Raw genomic sequence first — 23,308 nt, forward strand, 5'->3', positions numbered from 1 at the left:
CGGGGTCAGACCTCGCTACGCTCGCGCGCCGCCACGTCCGCGCCCGTGCGCGGCGCGTAGACCACCAGAGCATGGAACACGTAGCGCACCACGAAGGCGATCACGAGGGTGACGGCGGCGACGAGTACCGGGGCGAGATGCCACGTCTGCACGGCCAGCCAGATCACGAAGATCCGCACCACGGCCTCGATGGCGTTGAAGGTGAAGGACTTGAACAGCCGCGCCCACACCGTCGAGGCATCCGCGCGCATGTCGCGGAAGACGAACCGCTCGATCAGCACGAAGTTGCCGATGATCGTGAGAATGGCCGCGATGATCGCCGCCCACACGTAGCCCATGCCGATGGCCTGCAGGCCCGCCATGATCGCGAGGTTCGCGAGCGCACCGATCCCGCCGATGACCGCGAACGCGCTCATCCGGCCGAAGCGCAGATACGCGAGCTGGGTGAGGAACCGGAAGCCCTGCTTCAGCGAGGCCTTCGACTCGCCGGCGTGGCGGCCGGCGAAGCTGAAGGGCACCTCGGCCACGTTCAGGTTCTGACGCGCCAGGATCTCCAGCAGGATCTTGAAGCCGCGGGGCTTCAGACGCTCCACGTCGATGCGGGTGCGATCCAGCAGGAAGAACCCGGTCATCGGGTCGCTCACGGTGTGCAGCCGGATCGGGAACATCGCCTTGGTCACGAGCGTGGACATGCGGGATACGAACACACGCATGCGATCCGACAGCCCGGCTGCGGTTCCATCGCCGGTGTAGCGCGATGCCACGACCACGTCGTAGTCCCCCTCCTGCTGTTTCGCGAGGAGCGCCGCGATGGTCTCCGGCGGGTGCTGCAGGTCGCCGTCCATGACGACGCAGAGGTCGGAGTGCGCGGCGGCGATGCCTTCCAGCACGGCGCCGCCGAGGCCGCCGCGGGGGTGCTCGCGATGGATCAGACGCACCGGAATGGACGCGGTGCCTGCGACGTCCCTGACGCGCTGTGGGGTGTCGTCGGTGGAGTCGTCGACGAAGATGACTTCCACCGCGGTGCCGCGCATCGCCGTGGTTACCCGGGCCACCAGCTGAGCGACGTTTCCGGCCTCGTTGAAGGTCGGCACGACGATGCTCAGGACGGGCGCAGCCGATCGCTCTTCACTCACGCGTCACTCTCCGATGGCCGCGAGGATGCCCGAAGCCAGGACGCGCGAGGCTTCCCGCACCTCCTGCAGTCCCGCGCGGTGCGCGCGAAGGGCGGCATGGTGGACGTCCGGGATGTCATTCGGATCGTTGCTCTTCCTGAGGGCCAGAAATCGGCGGTGAGATGCAGCGCCGGTGAGACCGCGCCGCTCATGAAGGATATCCGCATAGGCTGCGAGGTCGACCGCGCTCTCCCCATCTCCCGCCATGAGGCCGATGGCCTCTCGAAGGGTGAGCGTGCGCGATCGAGCTGCGGGTGCCCGCAGCGCTATCGCCGCCCGCTCCTCCCGCGTCGCCGTGAGGATGAGGTCGGCGCGCTCCAGGGTGCGCTCAGCGATGGCCGTCGAGACGAAGTGGTTGCGGTAGTCGGCGAGGAGCGCGGCGTCCATGGCGTCTGCGAGCACGTCGATCGCCACCGGGCACAGCGGGCCACCGCGCGAGTCCGTGCCGCCGCTGCTCACGCGCCACTCGTCCTGGCGCCCAGCGCCCTCCAGCGCGGCGATCATCGTGCCGGCCATCACGGGCGAGCGGCACTCGTTCGCATGACACACGAAGAGTATGCGGTTTCCCATACCCCGTCCCTTCCCCCACGGTCCCACCTGGATCGTTCATCCCAGTCGATCGGAGAACCCGAGGCATGACCCTACACGACTACGCCGCTGCGATTCGCAGCCATGCGATCGTCATCCTGCTCCTCATCGTGCTCGGCGGCGCGGTGGGATTCACCACCGCGCAGTTCCTGCCCGACCAATACCGCTCCCAGGCCTCGGTCATGGTGATCGCCGATCGTGGCGACACCACCAGCGAACTCGCCCAGGGCGCCACCTACGTGCAGAGCCTGGTGCAGACCTACACCGTTCTCGCCTCGTCGCCGGCGGTGCTGGATCCGGTGATCACCGAGCTCGGGCTCGACACCACTCCGAGGGAGCTCGCCGCCCGCGTATCGGCCTCCGCTCGTCTCGGCACGGTCGTGATCGACCTGCAGGCGGTGGATGAGGATCCGCAGGCCGCTCAGCGCATCGCCGATGCCGTGGCAGCCGAGCTCAGTGTGGCTGTGGAGGACGCATCGCCACGGGTCTCCGGTGAGGATGCCGCCGTGCGAGTGGACACGATCGCGCCTGCCACGCTGCCCGCGGCGGCGTTCGCGCCCGACCCGGGTGTTTTCATCGGCGGCGGAATGCTCCTGGGGCTGGCGCTCGGTCTGCTGGCCGCAGTGGCCGACCGGCGGTTCAACGCTCGCCTGGCCACACGCGCGGACATCGAGACGCTGACCGAGACCCCCGTGCTGGGCGAGATCGGCCATGTCGCGGACGGCCGCACCCTCGCGGGCACCATCCGCGCCACGCCTGACGGTGCTCTGGCCGAGGCGATGCGTCAGGTGACCGCTTCCCTGCGCTTCCTGGACCTGCAGCATCAGCACCGCGTGCTCATGATCACCTCCGCCGACTCCGCCGAGGGGAAGAGTTCGGTGAGCCTCGCCCTGGCGCTGACCCTGGCCGAGATGAACCACCGTGTGCTGTATCTGGAGGCCGACCTTCGCCGGCCGTCGGCGGCGGAGTTCACTCAGCTCGAGTCGGCGGTGGGCCTCACGTCCGTGCTGCTGGGCGAGGCCACGCTCGACAGCGCGGCCCAGAGCTGGGCGGTACCCGGCCTGCGGGTGCTGACCAGCGGACTGCTGCCACCGAATCCGGGCCAGGTGCTCGCCACCGACCAGTTGCGGGCGGTGCTCGCAGAAGCGCGCGCGTCCTATGACTACGTCATCGTCGACACCGCCCCGGTGATCGCAGTGAGCGATGCCAAGTGGCTGCTGCCGATCGTGGACGGCACGATCCTCATCGTCCGGTCGGAGCGCACCCCGCGGGCCAACCTGCAGCGCTCGCTGCGAGCGCTCGCCGTCGGTGAACGGCGTGCGCTGGGCATCGTGCTCAACGACTCGCGCACCGCGGTCAGCAGCGTCTACTACGGCGACGACGAGCAGCCGGCTCCGCGGGCGCACCGACTTCTCGGCTGGATGCGCCGACGCCTGTGAACGCACTCGCCTCCGTCCTCGCCAAGGCCGCCACCACGCTCGTCGCGTTCGTGTGCGGCATCCTCACCGTACGTGTGATCACGGGCGGTGCGGGAGAGGCCTCGTACGCACTGTTCGGCGCTCTCACCGCGCTGCCCTCGCTGCTGACGTTCAGCGATCTGGGTGCGGGGGCGGCACTGGTGGGTTCGGTGGCGGCGAGCGATGATCCGCGACGAGACGCCCATGTCCGCGATCAGCTGACCTCAGTCGAGCGCATCCTCTGCGCCTTCGCCGCTGCGGTCCTGATCGCCGGGATCGTGATGCGAGCGACGGGCGGCTGGCGCGTCCTCCTGGGCTCAGCCGGGGCCGTGCCGGGAGCCGAGGATGCCGCACTCCTGTGCTGTGCCCTCTATGCGGCCACCGTGCCGCTGGGTGTCTGGACCCGGCTCCTACTCGGTGCACGGCGCAATCACATCGTGATCCTGGTGCAGGGACTCGTCTCGCCCCTCACGCTCCTTCTGGTGTGGGGCTGGACGCAGTTGCACGGTGACGCCGCCTTCCTCGCCGTGGGATCGTTCGTCGCCGCCCTCACCGCCGGCGCGGTCGGGCTGACGGTCACGACGCTCACGCTGCGACCGCTGGTGGGTTCGGCACTGCGACGTGTGCCTCGTCCGCGCCGCCATCCCGGTGCGCGGGTCATGCACATCGGCTGGCCGATGCTGGCGCAACTGGTCTCACCGCCTCTCGCCATGGCGGCGCAGCGATATGCCGTGGCCCAGCACGATTCCGTGACCCGGCTGGCCGAGTACAACGCGGCCGCTCAGGTCTTCTTCGCGCTCATCGGTCTCATCTCCGCGGCTGGCGTTGCGCTGTGGCCGCTCTGGGCGCGCGCCCGCGCGAGAGGTGAGCTGCGCCGGGGTCCGGGCTTGCTCGCCGCCGCGTTCGGCGCCGGGGCCGCGGTGGCGTCGCTGTGCGTGGCGTTGATCGGGCCGTGGCTCTTCGGGTTCGCGACCCACGGGGTGTTCGAGGTGAGCCTCGCCACAATCCTGGCGTTCGGTGCGATGGCCACCTGTCAAGCGGTGCTGTACCCGCTCGGCATGTTTCTGATGGACCCGGCCGGCATCCGCTTCCAAGTGCTGCCGACACTCCTGATGGCCGGACTGAGCCTGGTCGGGGCCCTGCTGCTCGCGCCGGCCCTCGGGGCCGCCGGCCCTCCGCTGGCCAACGCGGCGGCCGTGCTGGTGTGTCAGATCGTGCCGTATGCGATCTCGATCCGCCGTCATCGGGACCGCCTGCTGCCCACGACCGCGAACGGTGATGACCGATGATGACCATGAACGCCACACCCCCTCTGCGCACTCCGGCCAGTCGGGCGCTCGCCACGGTCGCGGCCGCCCTCGTCGGGATGCGTTACTCCTTCGGCCCCGGGATCACGCTGCCGCTGATCGCCGCGGTTCTGCTCCTTCCGGTGTGGTGGCCGGCGCTGCGGACATTCCGGTGGGCGCGGTCGTTGATGACCCTCGGCGCCCTGGCCGTGATCAGCGGCGCCGTGCTGTCGCTCGCTTTCGCGGACGGCCGCACGGTCGATCAGTCGCTGCTGGCGCGAGAATCGCTCACACTGCTGTCGATGCTGTGCGGCATCGGCCTGCTGATCTGGGCGCGCACCCAGCTGGGCACTTCTCAGCTGGTGGTCGCATTCGCCATCGGGGCCCTGGTGAACGTGGCGATCACCGGGGGCAACACGACGAATCTGTGGAAGTTCTCGCTGTCCTTCCCCGTCGCATTCCTCGCCCTGGCACTGGCCATGCGCCGCAGCCGGTGGGGCGAGCTCGTCGTGCTGGCAGTCGTGGCCGTCGTTTCGGTCGTCGCAGACTCTCGCTCCTTCTCCTCTTTCGCGGTCATCGCCGCTGCTCTGGTGCTGCTGCAACTCATGCCTCTCCGTGAGTTCCGATCCCGTCCGTGGCTCACCCTCGGCGGGCTGGCCCTGCTCGGGGTCACCCTGTTCCTCGTGATCCAGACCCTTCTGGTGGAAGGGGTGCTCGGCTCCGCAGCACAGCAGCGGACGCAGGCGCAGCTGGATGCGAGCGGTTCGCTGATCACCGGTGGCCGGCCGGAGCTCGGAGCGGCAACCGCACTGCTCGGCGCGCAGCCCCTCGGCTACGGCAGCGGCACGCTGCCGAACGCGATGGACGTGATCATCGCGAAGAACGGCATGGAGGCACTGCACTACGACCCCGACAACGGCTACGTCGACCGGTACCTCTTCGGCGGCCACTTCGAGGTCCACTCCGTGCTCGGCGACCTCTGGATCCGCTTCGGCCTTCCCGGTGCACTCTTCGCCCTCCTGCTGCTGGCCGTCGCAGTGCACGCCGCAGCAGTGCGGGTGTCGCTGCGACGAGCATCGGCTCTGGTCGCGCTGCTGCTCGCGCTGGGAACGTGGGACATGTTCTTCAGCCCCCTCCTCACGAGCTACAACACTCTTGCCCTGTTGCTGGCCTGCGCACTGCTGTCGAACAGCGAGCGTGCCCGCCTCCCCCGCTCTCGTACCGTGTCGCCTTCCCTGTCCCGTATTCCGAGCCCTCGGCGCTGAAGCACGACGACGTACTGGCCCCGCACCGTTGAGGCGGTGGCCCATTGCACGCGTGGCACCCGCACTTCCGGGACACCGGCCACTCACGACTCACCTGGCCGTGGGCCGCGGGTACGCACTGGGCATCAGCATCAGGACACGGGCATTCCTGCGTCTGGTTACCGCTCATCGGACGCCGGAACACCGCTCATCGGACGCCGGGACACGAGCCATCGGGCACCGCGCGCGACGCGTGGGCCACCGGCGGGGTGCGAGGCGCGGGCCACAGGGACTCGCGCGAGGTCAGGCGCCCGCGACACCAAGACGCGCACTCCGAAACGACGGGCGTCGGCAACCGAGAGGCACCGAGCCCCGGGCGTCCCCGACCGTTTCGCCTGTGGACGCCTGGTCCCCGCCTCATTCGGCTCCGGTCATCTGCCGCCCCCAACGGGCGCGCGAACACCCGGCCCCTGCGCTCCGGACGAATGGTCACCCGCATCAGCGCGCTAAACGCTGGGCATCTCGCGGCCCTCGCCCCGCCCTCGTCGCCGCGGCGTTAAGGCTTCGGAGTGAGTTCCCGGACAACCCGCCCCGTCATCACACCGCCGCGCATCGGCCCGTGGACCTCCGAAGCGCCGGCTCCCGGGGTACCAAACGGATGGGGCGAAGCGGTACGAGGCGACGCCTCTGATCTCGAGTGGGGGAAGGCCCCGATGCGCCGGACATGGCCCGCAGGGAGTGACTCCGGCGCTCTTCCGTTCAGCGGGTGCGCGCCGAGCCCGCACAAAGGCCGCGAGCTCGAGCATTCTGCTCGAGCTCGCGGCTTGGACGAGGCGGGTGGTGTGGCGATACTTCACCACCCCGTACGCGACGAACCGGAGGTGCTTCCTAGGGCAGCACGGCGATCGCTTGGAACTCGGTGACGGTCATTCGGATGCGCGACGTCGTCGAGGCCGACGACATCGTGCCGCGCACCCCGATGCTGCCCGGCTGTTGGAATCCATCCGTACGATCGGTGGCGGTCAGCTGCCACGTGGCCGGTTCCGGAGCACCATCCCGCCACATCCGCGCCGCGATTGTCGTGGGACTGGTGCCCGACACCTGGACACGCACGTGAACCAGGTCGCCCGGACGATATCCGCCGGCTAGCACGGCGCTCGCGCCACCGAGTGCAGCTTCATCGCGCAGGATGTACAGACGCACGGTGCCGTCGGTTTCCAGGCGAACTCGTGCCTGATAGGCGCCGGTCGGCGTCTGGCGTCCCACGACGGTGAGAGCAACTGCACCCGAACCGGTGGGTACCGTGTCCGCGCGGAACGAGGTCGACACGGACACTGCATCGCTGCCCACAGCAGGCAGCATCGCGGCACGCGTCCAGGATGGCTGAAGCAGCATACTGGCTGCTCCCGGAGCGACGCTGAACGCGGAATCCCCGCCCGTCAGCTGCCAGGACCCGCCGATGTCCGCCGTTGACCAGGCATCAGTCGCTGTGCGAGCGAACGCGTCTTCAGCCAGTTTCTCGCCGGTGGGAGGCGCAGTGACCACAACAGTCCGCGTGCGAGTCTCCGTGGCGCCCGCTGAATCCGTCACGGTGAGCTTCACCGTGTACTGGCCCGGCGCGGTGTACGTCGTCTGCGCAAGCGCCCCGGTCCCCCGGGTTCCGTCGCCGAAGTCCCACGTGTAGTTCGCGATCGGCCCCTCCTCATCCTTCGACGCGGACGCGTCGAAGGATGCGGCCAGGCCATCCGTGGTGACCGAGAACTCCGCCCGCGGCGGGTGGTTCTCACCTTCGACCACGGCCGCACGTCCATCGGTCACCTCATAGTCGTCGAAGCTGAGGCCGGTCACCGGAACCGTGGACAACGAGCTCGACGATCCACCCAGGCCCACCGGACCGGGAGACTGCAGCGCAGCTGTGGCGTCGGTCGCGGCGATCTGCCAGTTGGCGGGCTCCCCCGCGCTGGCAAACCACATCTTCGCGCCCAGTTGCGTGGGCGATGTGCCTCGAACGCTCAGCGCGACCTTCACATCGTCACCCGGCCGATATCCCGACAGCACGATGCTCTTGCCACCCAGCGGCGTCTCGCCCTGCAGGAGATAGAGACGAACCGTGCCGCCCGGCTCGAACCGCACGCGCGCGGAATACACCGCTGAGCCCACGACACGACCCAGCACCATGCCACTGACGACTCCGCCGGCCGAGGCTCGATCCACCGAGACGCGCACGGTGCTGATGCTGTCGGTGGTGGCGATACCGTCGAGAAGCGCGCCGCGGGTCTGTCCGGGCGACAGCTCGATGCGCCCCCGCCCGTCCGAGACGCTGAACGCGGCGACGCCACCGCTGGTCAGCCACCGCCCGCCGACGGCGGCGTTGCCCCATCCGGAGGTCTCACTGCGCCCGAAGGCGTCGGCGGCGATGACGTTCAGCTCCGCCGTATCGCCCTTGCTCACCACGATGCGGGTCCAATCCGTGGCGGTGCTGTTGCCATGCGGATCGGTGACCACCACCCGATACTCCTGGGTGGATCCTGGCTCCAGAGCCATGTCCCGATACGTGAGCGTGGGTCGATCCCAGCGCGTTGACGTCGACGACGTGGTGAACACCGGGCTTGTCGCACCGCGTCGCTCCACCGTGTACGAGAGGACAGCGTCATCCGGGTCGTGGTTGCTCGTCCACGTGAGCAGCACCTCGCCACTCTTCGTGCTCGCGGCATGAACGGCGAACCCGCCACCGGTGAGCACCGGTCCCTGCTTCTCTGGCGCGACGGCGCTTGTCGCGAACCGCACCAGTCCCTGCTGCGGCACGCCCTGCACCGTCAGGAACTCACCGCCATAGACGACGTAGTCCCCTGCCGAGGCGACCGTCCAGGTGGCCTGACTCTGCCCGGTGAACGTACCCGGCTTGAAGATCGGGTACCAGTGCAGCAGCGACGCCGCCGGCTGCCCGCCGAAATTCGCGTAATTCGGAACCTTGTTGTCTGCCAGGACCCGTCCGTTCGGCTCCATCAGGAACGCCAGGCCGTGGTTGTGGAACTCCGGCTTCTCGTCGGGGAACCCGCCCTCGATGGTCTCGCAGGCATGCGTGTGCGCTGCGTCATAGAGCAGACCGCCGAAGAGAGTGACGTCGTACACATCGCCGTGGCAGTCTTCCATCGCGATCAGGGTGCCATCGCTCCAGGAGGCACGGAATGTTCCCTCCAGGCCGCCGCCCTCGTAGGAGTAGCCACTGCCGTAGACACTGGTGGTGTCGGATGTCAGCCCCATGAAGCCGGTCGCCGATCCCGCATTGCGGATGACGGAGTTCATCGCCCACGGCAGAGTGGCGCCGGTCTTCGCATCCAGCGCAGCGATGCCACGACCCGGCGTGGTCGAGCCGTTGGCAGCTTCGAAGCTGCCTGCCACGACGATCTTCGATCGGTCCGGCGACACGATCACGCTGCGGCCGATCCCGGCGCCGGTGAGCGTCGCCTGAAACGGCAGGAGCTTTCCGGTGAGAGTGCTCACCGCGCCCACCCGTGCCCGCGGCTGGTTGTTGAGCGTGCTGAACCCTCCGATGACGTACAGCGTGTCCTCCGTGGCCGCGAGCCCGTACACGCTGGCGTTCGCCCCCACACTCAGCGGGACGATGGCGTTGGTGGCCGCATCCAGGCCCGCGATGCGGTATCGCGTCTCTGTCCCGATCTGCGTGAAGCTACCGCCGAGATAGATGGTGCGCCCATCCGGCGAAAGCGCGAGCGCGTACACCGCCCCGTTCACCGGGATGGCGAAGTCACGGTCCAGTTCACCGGTGCTCAAGCGGTACCGCAGCAGATTCTGTCGCGGCACTTCATCGGTGCCCGCCGGAGCACCGGCCGGACGCGCGCTCGTGAACTGCCCGGCCACGTAGACCCAGTCGCCGACGATCAGCTGCTTCCAGACGACACCGTTGATCTGCACGGTCGGCAGCGGATCCGCCGTCACCGTGGTGGGCAGGGCGGGTGCGGCGGCTGCTTCACCAGCCGTGCTCGCACGGGAGCCCATCGCGCCGGAAGCACGGGCCGTGCCGTGTGCAGTGACCCGATCGGCGCCACCGGGCGCAATGACGGCGCCCGCGAGAGGCGCTTCGCCGGCGAATGCCGGAGGCGCGGAAAGAGCACCGACCAGCAGTGCTCCGGCCACAGCCGCAATGGCTCGCCGCAGAGTTCCCCTCCGTGCGCAACGAGTGCGGACTCGTGGATTTCGGGCATATGAAGACAGACGTATCACGTAAGCGAACCTTCCCCAGGTCGGTTCGGTCGGCTCCCCAGCGGACCGAGGCGGACTCAGGAAATCCGCCTCCGGCACACTACGTGCTGATCGGAGGACGTTCGGAGTCCCTGTGGATTACTCCGCCTTCTGTGGTGGCGGAGGAGTGTGCTCAGCCTTCGAGCGAGCCCCGGAAAGTCACCGTTGCGGCGCCGGGAAGGTAGTCGACCCCGATGAGCACGTCCTCGCGCGCATCCTCGTCGACGAGGAAGACATAGCTCGCCGTCGCGGACTCACCGACGGCAAGCTCTCCGCCGAAGCCTCCGGAATCGCCGGACTGAATGGGCAGCGCGGGTGTGCGATCTGCTCCCGTGTAGAGATTGACCGCCACATAGTCCATGTTCATCGGCGCATCCGTGGTGTTGGTGATCTCGACGGTGACGCTGATCCCCGGACCCGACACCTCGCCGGGGAGCTTGCCGACGACATCGAGCGACTCCGTCTTCACCAGGGCCACCTGAGCACCGTCGGACCCGGTCGCGGTCTCCGTGGGCGCAACAGGCTCCTGCTCCGGGGCGACCGGCTGCTCCTGAGCGCCCTCGGGCGGTACCGGTGCCGGCAGGGGCTCGATGGACTCGGCCGGCGCCGGCTCCGTCACCGCGGGATCCGCCGTTGGGTCAGACGCCGATGCCGATGCCGAAGCAGTGTCCGTGGGCGCTGACGTCGCGCCCGCCGTACCGGCGGTGCCGCCGCTTGCCCGCAGCGCGATCACCGCGACGATCACAGCGGCCACGCCGACCGCGGCGAGAGCGGCCAGGACGATGCGCTTGCGCGCGCGGACTCGGCCGCCGCGAGCCGGTGCCTCATCGGGGGCCGCGCTCATTGCGCGGTCCCCGTTGCAGCGAGGCCCACGGCGGCCATGGGCTGAGCGGGCGCGGCGGCGAGCGGCGCGCCCGGCGCCGTGGCTGCCGCAGACGGCACCTGCATGCGCGCGCGAGCAAGACGGCGATGGACGATGGCGTTCTCGCGCGGTGGCGCGAGCAGCAATGAACGAGTCACAGAAGCGACCTTCCCCAGGATGTGAACGGTCAACTCCCCAGCAGACCGGACGGGCTCATGAGAGCCGTCTCATAAACCATACGCGTCGGCCGTGAGGTTCCCGGGTCTTCGCACCCCTGCTGTGGATTACTCGCGTCTGCGCCTGTGCACAGTCGCTCAGCGTTGAGCGGCGCGCCTCGCAAGTTCGGCCCGCGCGATCCGACGACCGTCGCGCAGGCCCCGGTAGGCCGCTCGCAGCGGCGGCAGCGGACGCAGGAACTGACGCCGTCCGCCGCGCAGCAGAATGGCACGAGCGCTGGCCGTCGAGCTCGCCAGCCAGCTGCGGATGCCGGCCTCATCCAGATGCCGGGCAGCGTAGAGGAGCCGATTGCGGATGTTGAAGTAGTAGTACAGCTCGCTCTTCGCCTCGGACCGCTGCGCGCTGGATCGATGGGTGGCGCCCTCATCGTGAACGGCCACGGCACTCGTCACCACCGCGAGCGCACCGCCGGCGACCCGGACCCGGTGCGAGAAGTCGACATCCTCCCAGTACAGCTCGAACTCCTCGTCGAAGCCGTCGACGAGATCCCATACCTCCCGCGTCACCCAGAGCGCTGTCCCGGCCAGCCATTCCTCGCGTTCGGCGCCCGGGAAGCGGTCACGGGCCCGCCTGCCCCGCGTCTCTCCCGTGCCCAGATACAGGTCGCAGCCGTCGAACCAGATGCGCCCGTCCGGAGTGCGGATCACCGGCGACACGAGCACGCGCCGGTCCCCCGCCGTCGCGGCGATGAGCGCCTCGGCCGCCGCGGCGTCCAGGCTCGCGTCCGGGTTGAGCACCAGCAGGTCCGTCGCGCCGTCACGCCATGCCTCACGCGCGCCCGCGTTGACACCCGCGCCGAACCCGCGATTGTCCGGGAGCGCGATGAGCCGCCACCCCTGCTGATCCGCCAGATCCTGCACCCGAGCCCGCTCCGCCGCCGAGTGCAGGTTGTCCACAACGTACACATGGGCGTACGGCATCGCCGCAGCCGTCGCCACGAGGTTCTGCGACAGCAGCCCCGCCGATGCATAGTTCACGACGATGATCGCTACTTCGCGCGTCACGTCCCATCCCTTCGTCCCCGAGCGGTCTAGTGTATTGAGGCAAACCGGGAGGGTCATGCGCGTCCTGTTCGACGGCTACTGGTGGGATGGCGACGCCCGCGGTACGCGAGCCGTGCAGCGGGAGCTCATCCTGGCCTGGCATCGCGCCTTCCCTCGCGACCAGCTGTCGGTGGCCTTGCGGCCGGAATCCCCGGCCGACGACCTTCCGGCTGCGGTGAACCGTGTCACCGTGCGGCTGCGTCCGCACGCGCTCTCCAACCTCGTCGAACTGAGGCGGCTGGCGCGACGCGAGCGGGCTGACGCGCTGGTGGTCCATGACTTCACGCCCCTCGGCGGAGCGACGGCGACGATCGTGCACGACGCGATGCACCGCGATCACCCGGCCTGGTTCCCGATGTCTCAGCGCCTGTACTCGTCGGCGATCCTGCCGAGCGCCCGGTTCGCCACCATCGTGGCCACCGGCACGCGGAGCGAGGCGGCGCGCATCGAGCGTCACGAGTGGGCTCTCGCGCCGGTGACCAGCATCGGCGTGGCTGCGCGGACATCGCTCACGACCGCGTCACCGGCCCGCCCCGCGATCGTTGCAGACGTGACGCAGTTCGCCCTCACTCGAGGTCGGCTGGGTACCCGCGACGGGATCGACGACGCTGTCGCGGCCGCGCTCGCCTCGTCCCGCGTAACCACGCAGAGCCCGCTCATCGTGGTCGTCGACTCGTCACGCCGGTCCGTCGAGGCACGCCTCAGCGCACGCCACCGTGCCGCGCGCGACACCGGTCGCATCCGGTTCTCGGGCCGGCTGACGCCCGCCGAGCTCAGCTGGATGCTGCGACACACGGCGCTGGTGCTGAGCCTCGCTCCCGATGAGAACATGGCGCTGCCTGCCATGGAGGCGACGTGGTTCGATGCGCCTCTCGTCGCCTCCGACGTCCCCGCCCATCGTGAGGTGGCGGGCGGTTGGGCGCATCTGGTCCCGGTCGGCGATGCGGTGGCAGCGGGCGCCGCGATCGATGCCCGCTGGCATGCAGCCGGCGACGAGGAGGCCCGCGAACGCATCCTGGCCCGCGCGGACTGGCGTGCTGCGGCACGGGAGCTCCGCGCCGCCATCGTGTCGTCCACGGCTCGCTGAACCGAGTTATCCACAACCACGGGAAAGCGCCGATACGCGCGCTCCCAGCTGATTACGCTGACCACTCGATGCGGGAGCAAACCGGCCCGCTGCCTGGGGGGAATCGTGACGAGCACGCGCACGCACTGGCGTTTTCGCACCGCGCTAGCCGAGCTGCGCGCAGCTCAGAAGTCCTCGTCCGGTGCTGCGGCATACTCTCGATTCGTCAACCGCCCGCTCGGTCGTCCGCTCGCCGCCGCGGCGGCAGCGGCGGGCCTCACTCCCACGCAGGTGACACTGCTCAGCGCGCTGTGCACGTTCACTGCGATCGGACTCATCGCGGCGACGGAGCCCAGCGCGCTCATGTCCGTGGCGGTGGCTGCGCTCCTGATGCTCGGATACGCGCTCGATTCCGCGGACGGTCAGCTCGCCCGGCTCACCGGCACCGGTTCTGCGGCGGGTGAGTGGCTCGATCACTTCTTCGATGCGCTCAAGGCTGCGACGATTCACCTCGCCGTGCTGATCTCCTGGGCACGATCCGACGAGCTCGCGCCCGTGATGCTGGCAGTTCCGCTGGTGTACAGCGCGGTCGCCTCCACCTACTTCTTCGGGATGATCGGCGCAGACTTCCTCCGGCGTCGCGCGGGCGTGGCCGCAGGCGGCGGAACAGGCGCGGCGTATCGATCCAGCCCGCTGTACGCGCTCGCCGTGCTCCCCACCGACTACGGCCTGCTGTGCCTTGCCACGCTGCTGCTGTGGCTCCCGGTGCCGTTCTCCGCGGTGTACACCCTGATGGCGGCCGCGACCCTCGCGGTCCTTGCGTTGGCAGCCGTGCGCTGGTACCGGTCGCTGGTCGCACTGGAGGCGGTCGAATGACACGTCCTCTCCGTGTGATGCAGTCCTTCGCAGCGCCTCGCACCACCACGAACCCGTACATCACCATGCTGGCGCAGTCGCTGCGCGACGAGCCGAACGTCGAGCTGGTGACCTTCTCCTGGCCACGAGCACTGTTCGGTCGGTACCAGGCGTTTCACTGGCACTGGCCCGAAGCGCGGTTGGCCGCCGGCTCTCCTCTTCGCCGCCGCCTGAAGAAGGTCCTGCTGCGCCTCCTCGCCCAGCGGCATCGGCGGTCGCGCCGGATCGGGGTGGTGCGCACGGCGCACAATCCCGATCTCCCCGACATCGCGGACGACGAGCGCGCTCTGCTCATGGACATCCAGGCCGATGCGGACGTGGTCATCCGGCTGAATCCCACCACTTCCGTCGACGCGGGCGTACTGGTCCGCGACATCCCGCACGGCGACTATCGCTCCTGGTTCGACGGCCATTCCCGGCTACGGCGACTCGCAGGACATGTCGTCACGTTCGGGCAGCTGCGCGGGTACAAAGGGGTCGAAGACCTGCTGAGCGCGTTCAGCCAAGCACACGACGCGGATCCGGCCCTCTCCCTGACGGTGGCCGGTCGCCCGACCTCGGCGGAACTCACCGCACGCCTGCTCGCGACTGCTGGTGCCGGGGTGGAACTGGATCTGCGCTTCGTGCCCGACGAGGATCTCGTCCGGATCATCTCATCCGCGTCACTCGTCGTGCTGGCCTACCGTGACCTTCACAACTCCGGCAGCGCGCTCGCCGCGCTCTCGCTGAACCGCCCGGTTCTGGTGCCACGGTCAGCGTCAACCGACGCCCTGGCCGAAGACGTCGGCGAGGAATGGGTGATCCGCTACGAACACCTGGACGGCACCGTGCTCCGAGAGGCCATCGCCGCGGCCGAGCGCCTGGACGTGGACTCGGCCCCTGATCTGTCTCGACGCGACTGGGGCGAGGCCGGCCGGCTTCATGCCGAGGCCTACCGAGCGGCCCGGGCGCACCGGAGGTCGCGATGAGGATCGTCATCGCGATTCCCACCTTCCGTCGTCCCGAACTGCTGGCGGCGCTGCTGGCCGCGCTCCCGGAGCGTATCGCTGAGCTCGATCCGGGGGATCGGGCAGCCGTGCTCGTCGTCGACAACGATCCGAGCGGATCGGCAGCGGCCACCGTGGCATCCTGCCCGCTGCCAGCCCGGTTCGTGGTCGAGACCGGGGCTGGGGTGGCGCACGTGCGCAACCGAGCCCTCGACGAAGCGGACAACGCCCTGCGTGCGATCGGTGAGACCGGCGCGGATGCCCTGGTGTTCATCGATGACGACGAAGTACCCGAGCCCGGCTGGTTGCGGTCCCTCGTGGACACCTGGCGCGCATACGACTGCGCCGCGGTGATGGGGACGGTGCGCTCGGACCTGCCGGCCGATCTGGACCCCTGGCTCGTGGCGACCGGGACGTTTCGTCGCGCATCCCACCCCACCGGAACCGAGATGCCCGCCGCGGCCACGGGAAACCTGCTGCTGGATCTTGCCCGCGTGCGGCGCGTGGGCGCCCGTTTCGACCCTCGGCTGAGTCTCACCGGCGGCGAGGACACGCTGTTCACGCGTGCGCTGGTTCGCGCCGGTGAGCGCATCGTGTGGTGCGCCGAGTCGGTGGCCGTGGACACCGTCGTACCGGAACGCCTGACCCGGGACTGGGCTCGGGAGCGGGCATACATGCGCGGCAACGCCACGGTGCACATCGCCCTGATGGAGGCGACCGGTCCGGCGCGGATCAGCGTGTTGCGCTGCGGATTTGCTCTCGGCGGGGCGGCCCGCATCCTCTGCGGCCTCCTGCTGCGCGCCGCGGGACGACTCGTCTCCCGCCCGGACACGGACGCCCACGGATGGCGCGTGCTCCACCGTGGTCGCGGCATGCTCGCCGCGGCCGCAGGCTACGTCCACCGCGCGTACGCGCGCGATCGTCAGAACAACCGCTGAGTGCGGAAGAAGGAAGAAATGCGCATCGGTTACGCCCCGGGGGCCTGGGACCTCTTCCATGTCGGCCACCTCAACATCCTGCGCCATGCCCGCGAGAACTGCGATCGCCTGATTGCGGGGGTGGTGGATGACGCCATGCTGCTCCGAGCCAAAGGACGCACGCCGATCGTGCCCACCGCCGAGCGCGCCGAGATCGTGCGCTCGCTGAGCATCGTCGACGACGTGTTCATCGAAACCCAGCCGGACAAGGTGGCCACCTGGCGTGAGGTGGGCTTCACGCACTTCTTCAAGGGCGATGACTGGCGCGGAACCCGCAAGGGAATGCAGCTCGAGCGAGACTTCCGTGCCGTGGGTGTTGAAGTGGTCTATTTCCCGTACACCACGCACACCTCGTCGACGCTCTTGCGCGCCGCGCTGGAATCGCTGGAACGCCCGGTCCCCGCCACATGACCGAAGCAACTGTGCCCTGTGCACAGTAAATTCGCGGCACGCGGATTTCGGGCATGATGGTCGCACGGCCCTGGGGAGGACCGGGCGATCGCGCGTCCGATGTCGATCGTCATCGATGGCGGTGATACATCGCGCAAGGGGATCTCACATGACGCGCTGGGGAGCGCAGTTTCCCGTCGGAGGATCGGCGGGCTTGGACTCAACGGGAACCGATTCGGCTGGGGACCGCGCTGAACTGACCATCAATCGCGCGCAGCTCGATGCGATGCGTGCTCGGTCAGCGTCGGCCGTCCGCGATGGGCTGGCACCGGATGATGACGACGCCACGATCAGCCGCGACGCTCTCAACCAGCTCCGCCGCGCGCGCCGCGCCCCCGGGGTTCCCGGCGACAACGCACTCGACGCGCACGCAGTTCTTGGCGGAGGCGAAGTTCTCGACGGAGCGTCCGACCAGGACGACGTTCTCGACGACGACAACGCGTCCAACGATGACGAGGTTCTGGGCGATGACGAGACGCCCGACAGAGACGAGGTTCTCGACGACCACGAGACGCCCGACAAAGACGACGTTCTCGACGACGAAAACGCGTCCAACGATGACGAGGTTCTGGGCGACGAGGTTCTCGACGACGAGACGCCCGACAAAGATGAGGTTCTCGACGGCGAGGACTTCGACGATGACTTCGACGATGACCAGACGGTGAGCCGAGCAGAGCTCGACCGGCGCCGGGGAGCGGCCCGTACGAACGCGGCGACGGGGGCGAGGCGGCTGCGTCGCAACGTGCGCAGCACGGCGGACGCCTCATCTGCTGCTGAGACCGCTGACGACGCCTCACCTTCGGCAGAGACCGCTGGCGCCTCGACTCCCACCGAGATCACCGACGCCTCAGCCCTCGCCGAAATCGCCGACGCCCCCCGCGCTGCGGAGACAGGGACCGCCTCGTCGCCCGAAGAGACAGCGCACACCTCGACTCCCGCAGAGACCGAGGCCACCTCATCGCGCGAGGTGCCGACGTACACTTCGGCTCCCGCAGCGACCTCGCACACCGAGATTCCCGAAGAGGCGCCCGCTGCCTCGACTCCCGCAGAAACGAGCACCACCCCGTCGCCGACAGCGACCACGCACACCTCGATTCCCGAAGAGGCACCAGCCGCCTCAACTCCCGCAGAGACCAGCACCACCCCGTCGCCCGCTGCCACCACGCACACCTCGATTCCCGAAGAGGCACCAGCCGCCTCAACTCCCGCAGAGACCAGCACCACCCCGTCGCCCGCTGCGACCACGCTCACCGCGTCGCCTGCAGCGACAGCACATATCTCGACTCACGCAGGGACCAGGCACACCTCACCTCTCACCGCTATCGCAGACGCGGCGCCCGAGCGAGAGGACACAGAGGCCCGCGCGCTGGAGGCAGAGGCCGGCGCGCTGGAGGCAGACGGGTACTTCCGCGACGCGAGCACGATCCCATACGCCACCCTGATGTCCTTGCGGGCTGCGGCCGCGGGCCAGGGGACGGACCACGGCATGTTCGTTCCCCGAAGCACGACGCCGTCCGACGTGCACACCTCGGAGCAGAACGTGAGCACCCGGAGCATCCGGCTGCCTCTTCCCGCCGCAGAGCTCGCCCGGGAGATCGACGAGGGCGACGACGAGGAGGTTCCGGAGGACACCTTGCCGGCACCGGTGACGCATGACGTCGCCGTGTCCGCGCGTGCGAACCCCGCTCGCCGAAGCGCCGGCCAAGCCGCTCCTCGGACGAGCGCCGGGCTGAACGATCGGCCGCACCCCTCCCCGCGTGGACCACGCACCCCGGCGGGGCGCACAAGGCCGAGCGGCGCCGGAGGTCCGGTGAGCGCCCGCGTTCGTCGCCGGCCGATGACGGCGGCGCGCCGGCGCATCGTGGTGCTGACGATCGTCGCCGCGCTCGCCACGGCCATCGCCGTGGTCGTGGCGGTGACGAGTGCTCTCAGAGCTCCCGTCGCGGCCCCGTTGTCCGGTGAGAGCGGCGCGTCGGTTGCGGACTCCGATGTGAAGGCCGGCGCAGGTCACGGCGAGACCAACATCCTGATCGCCCTCGCCGACTCGCCGGAGGATGCCGCGGACATCGCGTCCGAGGGTGGGGCGCAGGCCGTGGCGATCGCTGTGGTCGACTTCTCCGCCGACGGCTCCAGCGTCTCCTCGGTCTCGTTCCGCCCCGACACCTGGGTGGCGATCCCCCAGCACGGTGAAGGCACGCTCTCAGACGCGCTCAGCATGGGCGGGGCGGAAGCACTGCGAGCCAGCATGCAGGACTCCCTCGGTATCCGTATCGACCACACCATGGTGATCACGGAGCCCTGGCTGACCGGGCTCGCGCTGTCCGGAGACCTCGACATCGTCAATCCGTCGGATATCGAGGCCGATCGGTTCACGTTCCCCACCGGACCGCTCACGCTGACCCCGAGCACGGCGGCGGACTACCTGATGTCCGACCCGCGTGACCTCCTCCGCCAGCAGGCGGTGCTCGACGGCGCAGCGCGTGTGCTGATCGCCCGGGGAACGCCGGGTGGGACGACGACGGATGCCGGGCTGGTGGTGCTGCCGGCGTTCACCGACAGCGATCTCGACCAGCTGAACACGCAACTGCGCCAGGTGGGCGCGAGCGACATCGTCTACGGCGTCGCGGCGACGTCGGACGCCGAACGCGCCTCTCGCGACGTGGCGACACTGGACGGCACGGCGTGGCGGGAGCTGCGCGCCGCATTCGCCGCCGATGACGTGGCAGGTCATCTCCGCTCCGGAACGAGCCGGTAGGTTCCGGCGAGGCGTAGCCTGGATCCATGACCACTCCCGCACCTGACACGATCACCATGTTCGGCGCCGCCTGGTGCGGTGACTGCCGTCGCACGAAGAAGCAGCTCGACGAGCTCGGCGTCGCGTACACCTACGTGGACCTCGAGGCCGATCCTGCTGCGGCGGACGTCGCCAAGGACATCTCCGGGCGCACGAACATCCCCGTCGTCGTGTATCCCGACGCCACGCACCACGTGGAGCCGAGTAACGCCGACGTCGAGGCGAAGCTCAGCGAGCTGAACCTCATCTGATTCCCGTCGCCGTCGGTCCTCTCCGAGGGCCGACGGCTGGCGTGCCGTGGGTGTGCGCCGACCCGCGCCGATACACTGACGCGATGAGCACTGGCGCTCCACACCCGAACCCTGGCCCGCCCGTGACGGGCGCACATCGTCTGTCTGCGGGAACCATCGCCCGCTACGCCGCGGGTTCTCTCGGCACGGGCGGCTTCGCGACCCTGCCTGGACTCGTACTGACCTACTACCTCACCGACAACCTCGGTGTGGCCGCAGCGCTCGCCGGGGTGGTCATCACCATCGCGAAGCTCTGGGACGTCATCATCGACCCGGTCATCGGTGCCCTTACTGACCGTCAGCGTGCGTTCACCGGGAGCAGACGCGGCTACATGCTCGTCGGCGCCTGTTCACTGCCGTTCCTGTTCGCGCTGACCTTCGCCGTCCCTCCCGGGCTGGCACCGGTGATCGGGGCGCTCTGGGTGCTGGTCGCGTTCACGGCGACGGCCACGGCTTTCAGCCTGTTCCAGGTCCCGTACATCGCACTGCCGGCCGAACTCACGCCCGGATACGACGAGCGCACACGGCTGCTCACCTGGCGCGTGATCGTCCTGACGTTCGCGATCCTGCTCTTCGGGGCGGGAGGCCCGATCCTGCGCGATCTGACCGGTGATCCCACCACCGGCTACCTCCTTATGGGTGCGGTCTCGGGTGTGACGATCGGGATCGGGATGCTGATCGCGACATCGGTCGCTGCGCGTGGGACCCGGCGGGTGTCCCGGGCCGATGCACCGGGCCTGGACGTGCGGGCGCACTATGTGGAAGGGATGCGCGCGCTGCGGCGCAGCCAGCCGTTCCGCGCCCTTCTCCTCACCTACGTGTTGCAGGCACTCGCAACGGGCCTCATGCTCGCCGGCGCGCAGTACCTGGCCACCTGGGTGATGCGCTCGGAAGCAGCGGTGACGCTGTTGTTCGTGTCACTGATCGCCCCGGCTCTCATTGCGGCACCCGTCTGGAGTGCGATCGCTCGTCGCACCGGCAAGACGCGGGCGTTCCGGCTCGCGTCGACCCTGTTCATCGTCGCCGCGGTCATCATCGCAGGAGCGCTCATGGCACCGGGTGATTGGCTGTACGCCCCGGTGGCGCTGGCGGGTATCGCCTATGCCGGCATGCAGTCGTTGCCCATGGCCATGCTGCCCGATGTGATCTCCGCGGATGCGGACGGCCCGGCCGCCGCCGGCACGTTCAGCGGAGTGTGGACCGCGGGAGAGACGGTGGGATTCGCTCTCTCGGCCTCAGCGTTCACTGCGGTGCTGACGCTCACGGGATACGTCTCGTCCACCGCGGACATGTCGGTGACCCAACCCGAATCCGCTGTCGCCGGGATTGTGGTCGCGTTCAGCATCGTCCCCGCCGGTCTGACCCTCCTGAGCCTGATGAGCCTGTCACGGTATCGGGTCACCAAGCAGGATATCGACGTCGTCACCCCCGCCACGTGACGGCGACGAGGCATAGGCTGGCCGAAGACCAGGAGGTTTCTTGTGAGCACACCCGCTGACGCAACACCGGAGCCGATCGACGCGGCTGCGGCGCAGAAGTCCGCTGCACAGCCCGCCCGAGCGTCCCGCAGCGGCGCCGCACGTGCGCGTGAGAAGACCCCGAAAGCGGACAAACCCGAAACCGTGGCAGCGCGCAAGACGCGTGCGTCCGCCGCATCGCCAGGCTCGGCGCGATCGAAGCGGCCGAGTCCTGCGCCCGGTCGCGCCGCCGCAGCGCGGCCCCCGCGTCCGGCAGTCTCCGCCGAGACGATCGCTGCCATCGACACCGAGCTCGACGCCCTGCGGATCGGATCAGCGGTCTGGTCCACGCTTACTCTGACCCAGCGTGCCACGCTCCTGCGCCGACTCCACGCGAGTGTGTCGGCTGCAGCCGAGGACTGGGCCAGGATCGCGGCCGAGACGAAGGGGCTGGACGCACGTCATCCGCTGCGAGGCGAGGAGTGGCTGAGCGGCCCCTACGCCGTCCTGTCCGCACTGAGCACCTACGAGCGGACGCTGCGGACCCTGGCGGCCGGCGGGAGTCCGCTGGATGGGAAGAAGTTCTCGACGTCGCCGAGTGGCCGCACCCGCGTAGACGTCTTCCCCGCCGACGGGGTGGATGCGACGCTCCTGTCCGGCTTCACCGGTCAGGTGTGGCTGCGTCCGGGCGTGGATGCCGGTCAGGCGATCCGTGGCGCCGGTCTTGCTCAGCTCACTCCCGGCGCGTCCGGCGGTGTAGGTCTGGTACTCGGCGCAGGGAACATCACCTCGATCCCGGTGCTGGATGTCCTGTACGAGCTGCTCTCCGCCAACCGCGTGTCGCTGCTGAAGCTCAATCCCACCCAGGACCGGCTGCTTCCGGTGTACCGCCGTGCGCTGCTCCCGCTTGTGGAGGCCGGCTTCGTGCGCATCATCTCGGGTGACGGAGCCGTCGGCGCACACCTCACCGCATCCGATGCCTTTGCCCACGTCCACATCACCGGGTCCGCGGTGACCTTCGACGCCATCGTCTGGGGGACAGGGGCTGCGGCGGAGAAGCGACGCAAGAACGGCCAGCCCCTCCTCCACAAGCCGATCACCGGCGAGCTTGGCGGCGTCGCCCCGATCATCGTGGTTCCCGGGGAGTGGACGCAGGCTGATCTCGACTACCAGGCCGAGCACGTGGTGACGATGCGCCTGCAGAACTGCGGGCACAACTGCATCTCCGGTCAGGTGGTGATCCTCTCCGCGGATTGGCCTCAGCGCGAGGACTTCCTCGACGCGCTCCGCCGAGCCTATGCGGCTGCACCGGACCGGCCGGTCTGGTACCCGAATTCGGCATCGAAGCTCGGTGCCGCAGACGACGCCTATCCTGCGGCTGAACGCTTCGGCGAACGCCGGTTGATCGTCCTGGATGACGCCGACGACGCACGCGCTCTGGAGAGTACCGAGTACTTCTCCCCAGTGCTCGGCGTGGTCACCCTTCCCGGTACCGGACAGCACTTCCTCGATGCGGCCGTCGCGCACGCGAACGAGAAGCTCGCCGGAACACTGGGTGCCAACGTCCTCATCGATCCGTCCGCCCAGCGCGCCCTCGGGGCCGGGTTCGATCGGGCCATCGACGATCTCCACTACGGGAACATCGCGATCAATGGCTGGACCGGTTTCTCCTTCACGGCGCCCACGTTGTCGTGGGGGGCCTTCCCCGGTCACACGCTGTCCGATGTGGGCAGCGGAATCGGCGTTGTCCACAACGGTCTTCTCATCGATCACGTCGAACGATCGGTGCTCTCCGGTCCGTTCCGCCCGTTCCCGCGTTCCCTCGGCGGCGGCGCATGGACGATCCTCCCGAAGCCGCCGTGGTTCGTCACGAGCCGTACGGGAGCGCAGGTGAGCGAGGGCTTCACCCGCTTCCGCATGGACGGGAACATCCCGCGACTGATGAAGACGCTGCTCCAAGCGCTGCGCAGCTGACACAGAAAACCCCTCCAGCATCGCCGCGCTTGCGCGGGTGATGGTGGAGGGGTGTGTGGTGTTGGGGGAATGACGAAAGCCCTGACCAGCGGTGGTCAGGGCTTTCGTGTTAAAAGGAGTCCGGCGGTGTCCTACTCTCCCACAGGGTCCCCCCTGCAGTACCATCGGCGCTGAGAGGCTTAGCTTCTGGGTTCGGAATGTGACCAGGCGTTTCCCTCTCGCTATGGCCGCCGAAACACTATTG

18 protein-coding genes and 1 rRNA gene are annotated in these 23,308 nt (G+C 69.0%); 12 read left to right on the forward strand and 7 right to left on the reverse strand.

What is annotated here, in order from left to right; all coding sequences use genetic code 11:
• Positions 1-5: 5 nt before the first annotated feature.
• Together LQ566_RS14865 and LQ566_RS14870 are read right to left on the reverse strand one after the other, a co-directional pair.
• Positions 6-1,136: a glycosyltransferase gene (locus LQ566_RS14865; RefSeq protein WP_231092524.1), complete on the reverse strand. Its 1,131-nt coding sequence runs from the start codon at positions 1,134-1,136 to the stop codon at positions 6-8.
• A gap of 3 nt (positions 1,137-1,139) precedes the next feature.
• The gene (locus LQ566_RS14870) at positions 1,140-1,745 is read right to left on the reverse strand and encodes an arsenate reductase/protein-tyrosine-phosphatase family protein (protein WP_231092526.1); all 606 of its coding nucleotides are present in this window, start codon (positions 1,743-1,745) and stop codon (positions 1,140-1,142) included.
• Positions 1,746-1,810: 65 nt separating this feature from the next.
• Between LQ566_RS14870 and LQ566_RS14875 the strand changes: the two genes are divergently transcribed.
• The 3 genes from LQ566_RS14875 to LQ566_RS14885 are packed head-to-tail and all read left to right on the forward strand — an operon-like array spanning position 1,811 to position 5,771.
• Positions 1,811-3,202 carry a tyrosine-protein kinase domain-containing protein gene (locus LQ566_RS14875; RefSeq protein ID WP_231092532.1) on the forward strand — a complete coding sequence of 464 codons (1,392 nt, stop codon included), beginning with the start codon at positions 1,811-1,813 and terminating at the stop codon, positions 3,200-3,202.
• Complete coding sequence (locus tag LQ566_RS14880) at positions 3,199-4,509, forward strand: hypothetical protein (protein ID WP_231092534.1); 1,311 nt, start codon at positions 3,199-3,201, stop codon at positions 4,507-4,509. The genes LQ566_RS14875 and LQ566_RS14880 overlap by 4 nt, the downstream gene beginning before the upstream one ends.
• 5 nt (positions 4,510-4,514) lie before the next feature.
• Positions 4,515-5,771, forward strand: a complete 1,257-nt coding sequence (locus LQ566_RS14885) for a hypothetical protein (protein WP_231092538.1) — start codon at positions 4,515-4,517, stop codon at positions 5,769-5,771.
• A gap of 867 nt (positions 5,772-6,638) precedes the next feature.
• On the opposite strand, the gene LQ566_RS17710 is transcribed toward LQ566_RS14885, so the two are convergent.
• From LQ566_RS17710 to LQ566_RS14905, 4 genes are all read right to left on the reverse strand, one after another.
• Positions 6,639-9,908 carry a PKD domain-containing protein gene (locus tag LQ566_RS17710; RefSeq protein WP_231092545.1) on the reverse strand — a complete coding sequence of 1,090 codons (3,270 nt, stop codon included), beginning with the start codon at positions 9,906-9,908 and terminating at the stop codon, positions 6,639-6,641.
• Between the two features lie 238 nt (positions 9,909-10,146).
• Positions 10,147-10,857: a hypothetical protein gene (locus tag LQ566_RS14895; RefSeq protein WP_231092551.1), complete on the reverse strand. Its 711-nt coding sequence runs from the start codon at positions 10,855-10,857 to the stop codon at positions 10,147-10,149.
• Positions 10,854-11,033 (reverse strand): hypothetical protein, encoded by a 180-nt coding sequence (locus LQ566_RS14900; protein ID WP_231092554.1) that lies wholly within the window; start codon positions 11,031-11,033, stop codon positions 10,854-10,856. Before LQ566_RS14900 ends, LQ566_RS14895 begins: the two co-directional genes overlap by 4 nt.
• Before the next feature lie 156 nt (positions 11,034-11,189).
• Positions 11,190-12,116 carry a glycosyltransferase family 2 protein gene (locus tag LQ566_RS14905; protein WP_231092556.1) on the reverse strand — a complete coding sequence of 309 codons (927 nt, stop codon included), beginning with the start codon at positions 12,114-12,116 and terminating at the stop codon, positions 11,190-11,192.
• Positions 12,117-12,171: 55 nt separating this feature from the next.
• On the opposite strand from LQ566_RS14905, the gene LQ566_RS14910 reads away from it, so the two are divergent.
• The 9 genes from LQ566_RS14910 to LQ566_RS17715 all read left to right on the forward strand — a co-directional run bounded on the left by LQ566_RS14910 (position 12,172) and on the right by LQ566_RS17715 (position 23,064).
• Entirely contained in the window at positions 12,172-13,242 is a 1,071-nt protein-coding gene (locus LQ566_RS14910; protein ID WP_231092558.1) for a glycosyltransferase, read from the forward strand.
• A gap of 105 nt (positions 13,243-13,347) precedes the next feature.
• Positions 13,348-14,097 (forward strand): CDP-alcohol phosphatidyltransferase family protein, encoded by a 750-nt coding sequence (locus tag LQ566_RS14915; RefSeq protein ID WP_231092560.1) that lies wholly within the window; start codon positions 13,348-13,350, stop codon positions 14,095-14,097.
• Positions 14,094-15,104, forward strand: a complete 1,011-nt coding sequence (locus LQ566_RS14920) for a glycosyltransferase (RefSeq protein WP_231092561.1) — start codon at positions 14,094-14,096, stop codon at positions 15,102-15,104. Before LQ566_RS14915 ends, LQ566_RS14920 begins: the two co-directional genes overlap by 4 nt.
• A complete protein-coding gene (locus tag LQ566_RS14925; RefSeq protein ID WP_231092562.1) occupies positions 15,101-16,060 on the forward strand; it encodes a glycosyltransferase family 2 protein in 960 nt (319 codons plus the stop codon). Before LQ566_RS14920 ends, LQ566_RS14925 begins: the two co-directional genes overlap by 4 nt.
• 18 nt (positions 16,061-16,078) lie before the next feature.
• Positions 16,079-16,510, forward strand: a complete 432-nt coding sequence (locus LQ566_RS14930; RefSeq protein ID WP_231092563.1) for an FAD synthase family protein — start codon at positions 16,079-16,081, stop codon at positions 16,508-16,510.
• A gap of 148 nt (positions 16,511-16,658) precedes the next feature.
• Entirely contained in the window at positions 16,659-19,304 is a 2,646-nt protein-coding gene (locus LQ566_RS14935; protein WP_231092564.1) for a hypothetical protein, read from the forward strand.
• Between the two features lie 26 nt (positions 19,305-19,330).
• The gene (locus LQ566_RS14940; RefSeq protein WP_231092565.1) at positions 19,331-19,594 is read left to right on the forward strand and encodes a glutaredoxin family protein; all 264 of its coding nucleotides are present in this window, start codon (positions 19,331-19,333) and stop codon (positions 19,592-19,594) included.
• 83 nt (positions 19,595-19,677) lie between these two features.
• Complete coding sequence (locus LQ566_RS14945; RefSeq protein ID WP_231092566.1) at positions 19,678-21,072, forward strand: MFS transporter; 1,395 nt, start codon at positions 19,678-19,680, stop codon at positions 21,070-21,072.
• Positions 21,073-21,114: 42 nt separating this feature from the next.
• Positions 21,115-23,064 carry an aldehyde dehydrogenase family protein gene (locus LQ566_RS17715; RefSeq protein WP_231092567.1) on the forward strand — a complete coding sequence of 650 codons (1,950 nt, stop codon included), beginning with the start codon at positions 21,115-21,117 and terminating at the stop codon, positions 23,062-23,064.
• Between the two features lie 118 nt (positions 23,065-23,182).
• Here LQ566_RS17715 and rrf read toward each other — a convergent pair.
• Positions 23,183-23,299 (reverse strand): 5S ribosomal RNA (gene rrf, locus LQ566_RS14955).
• Between the last annotated feature and the right edge of the window lie 9 nt (positions 23,300-23,308).

This window comes from Microbacterium nymphoidis (assembly GCF_021044885.1).
Classification (GTDB): domain Bacteria; phylum Actinomycetota; class Actinomycetes; order Actinomycetales; family Microbacteriaceae; genus Microbacterium; species Microbacterium nymphoidis.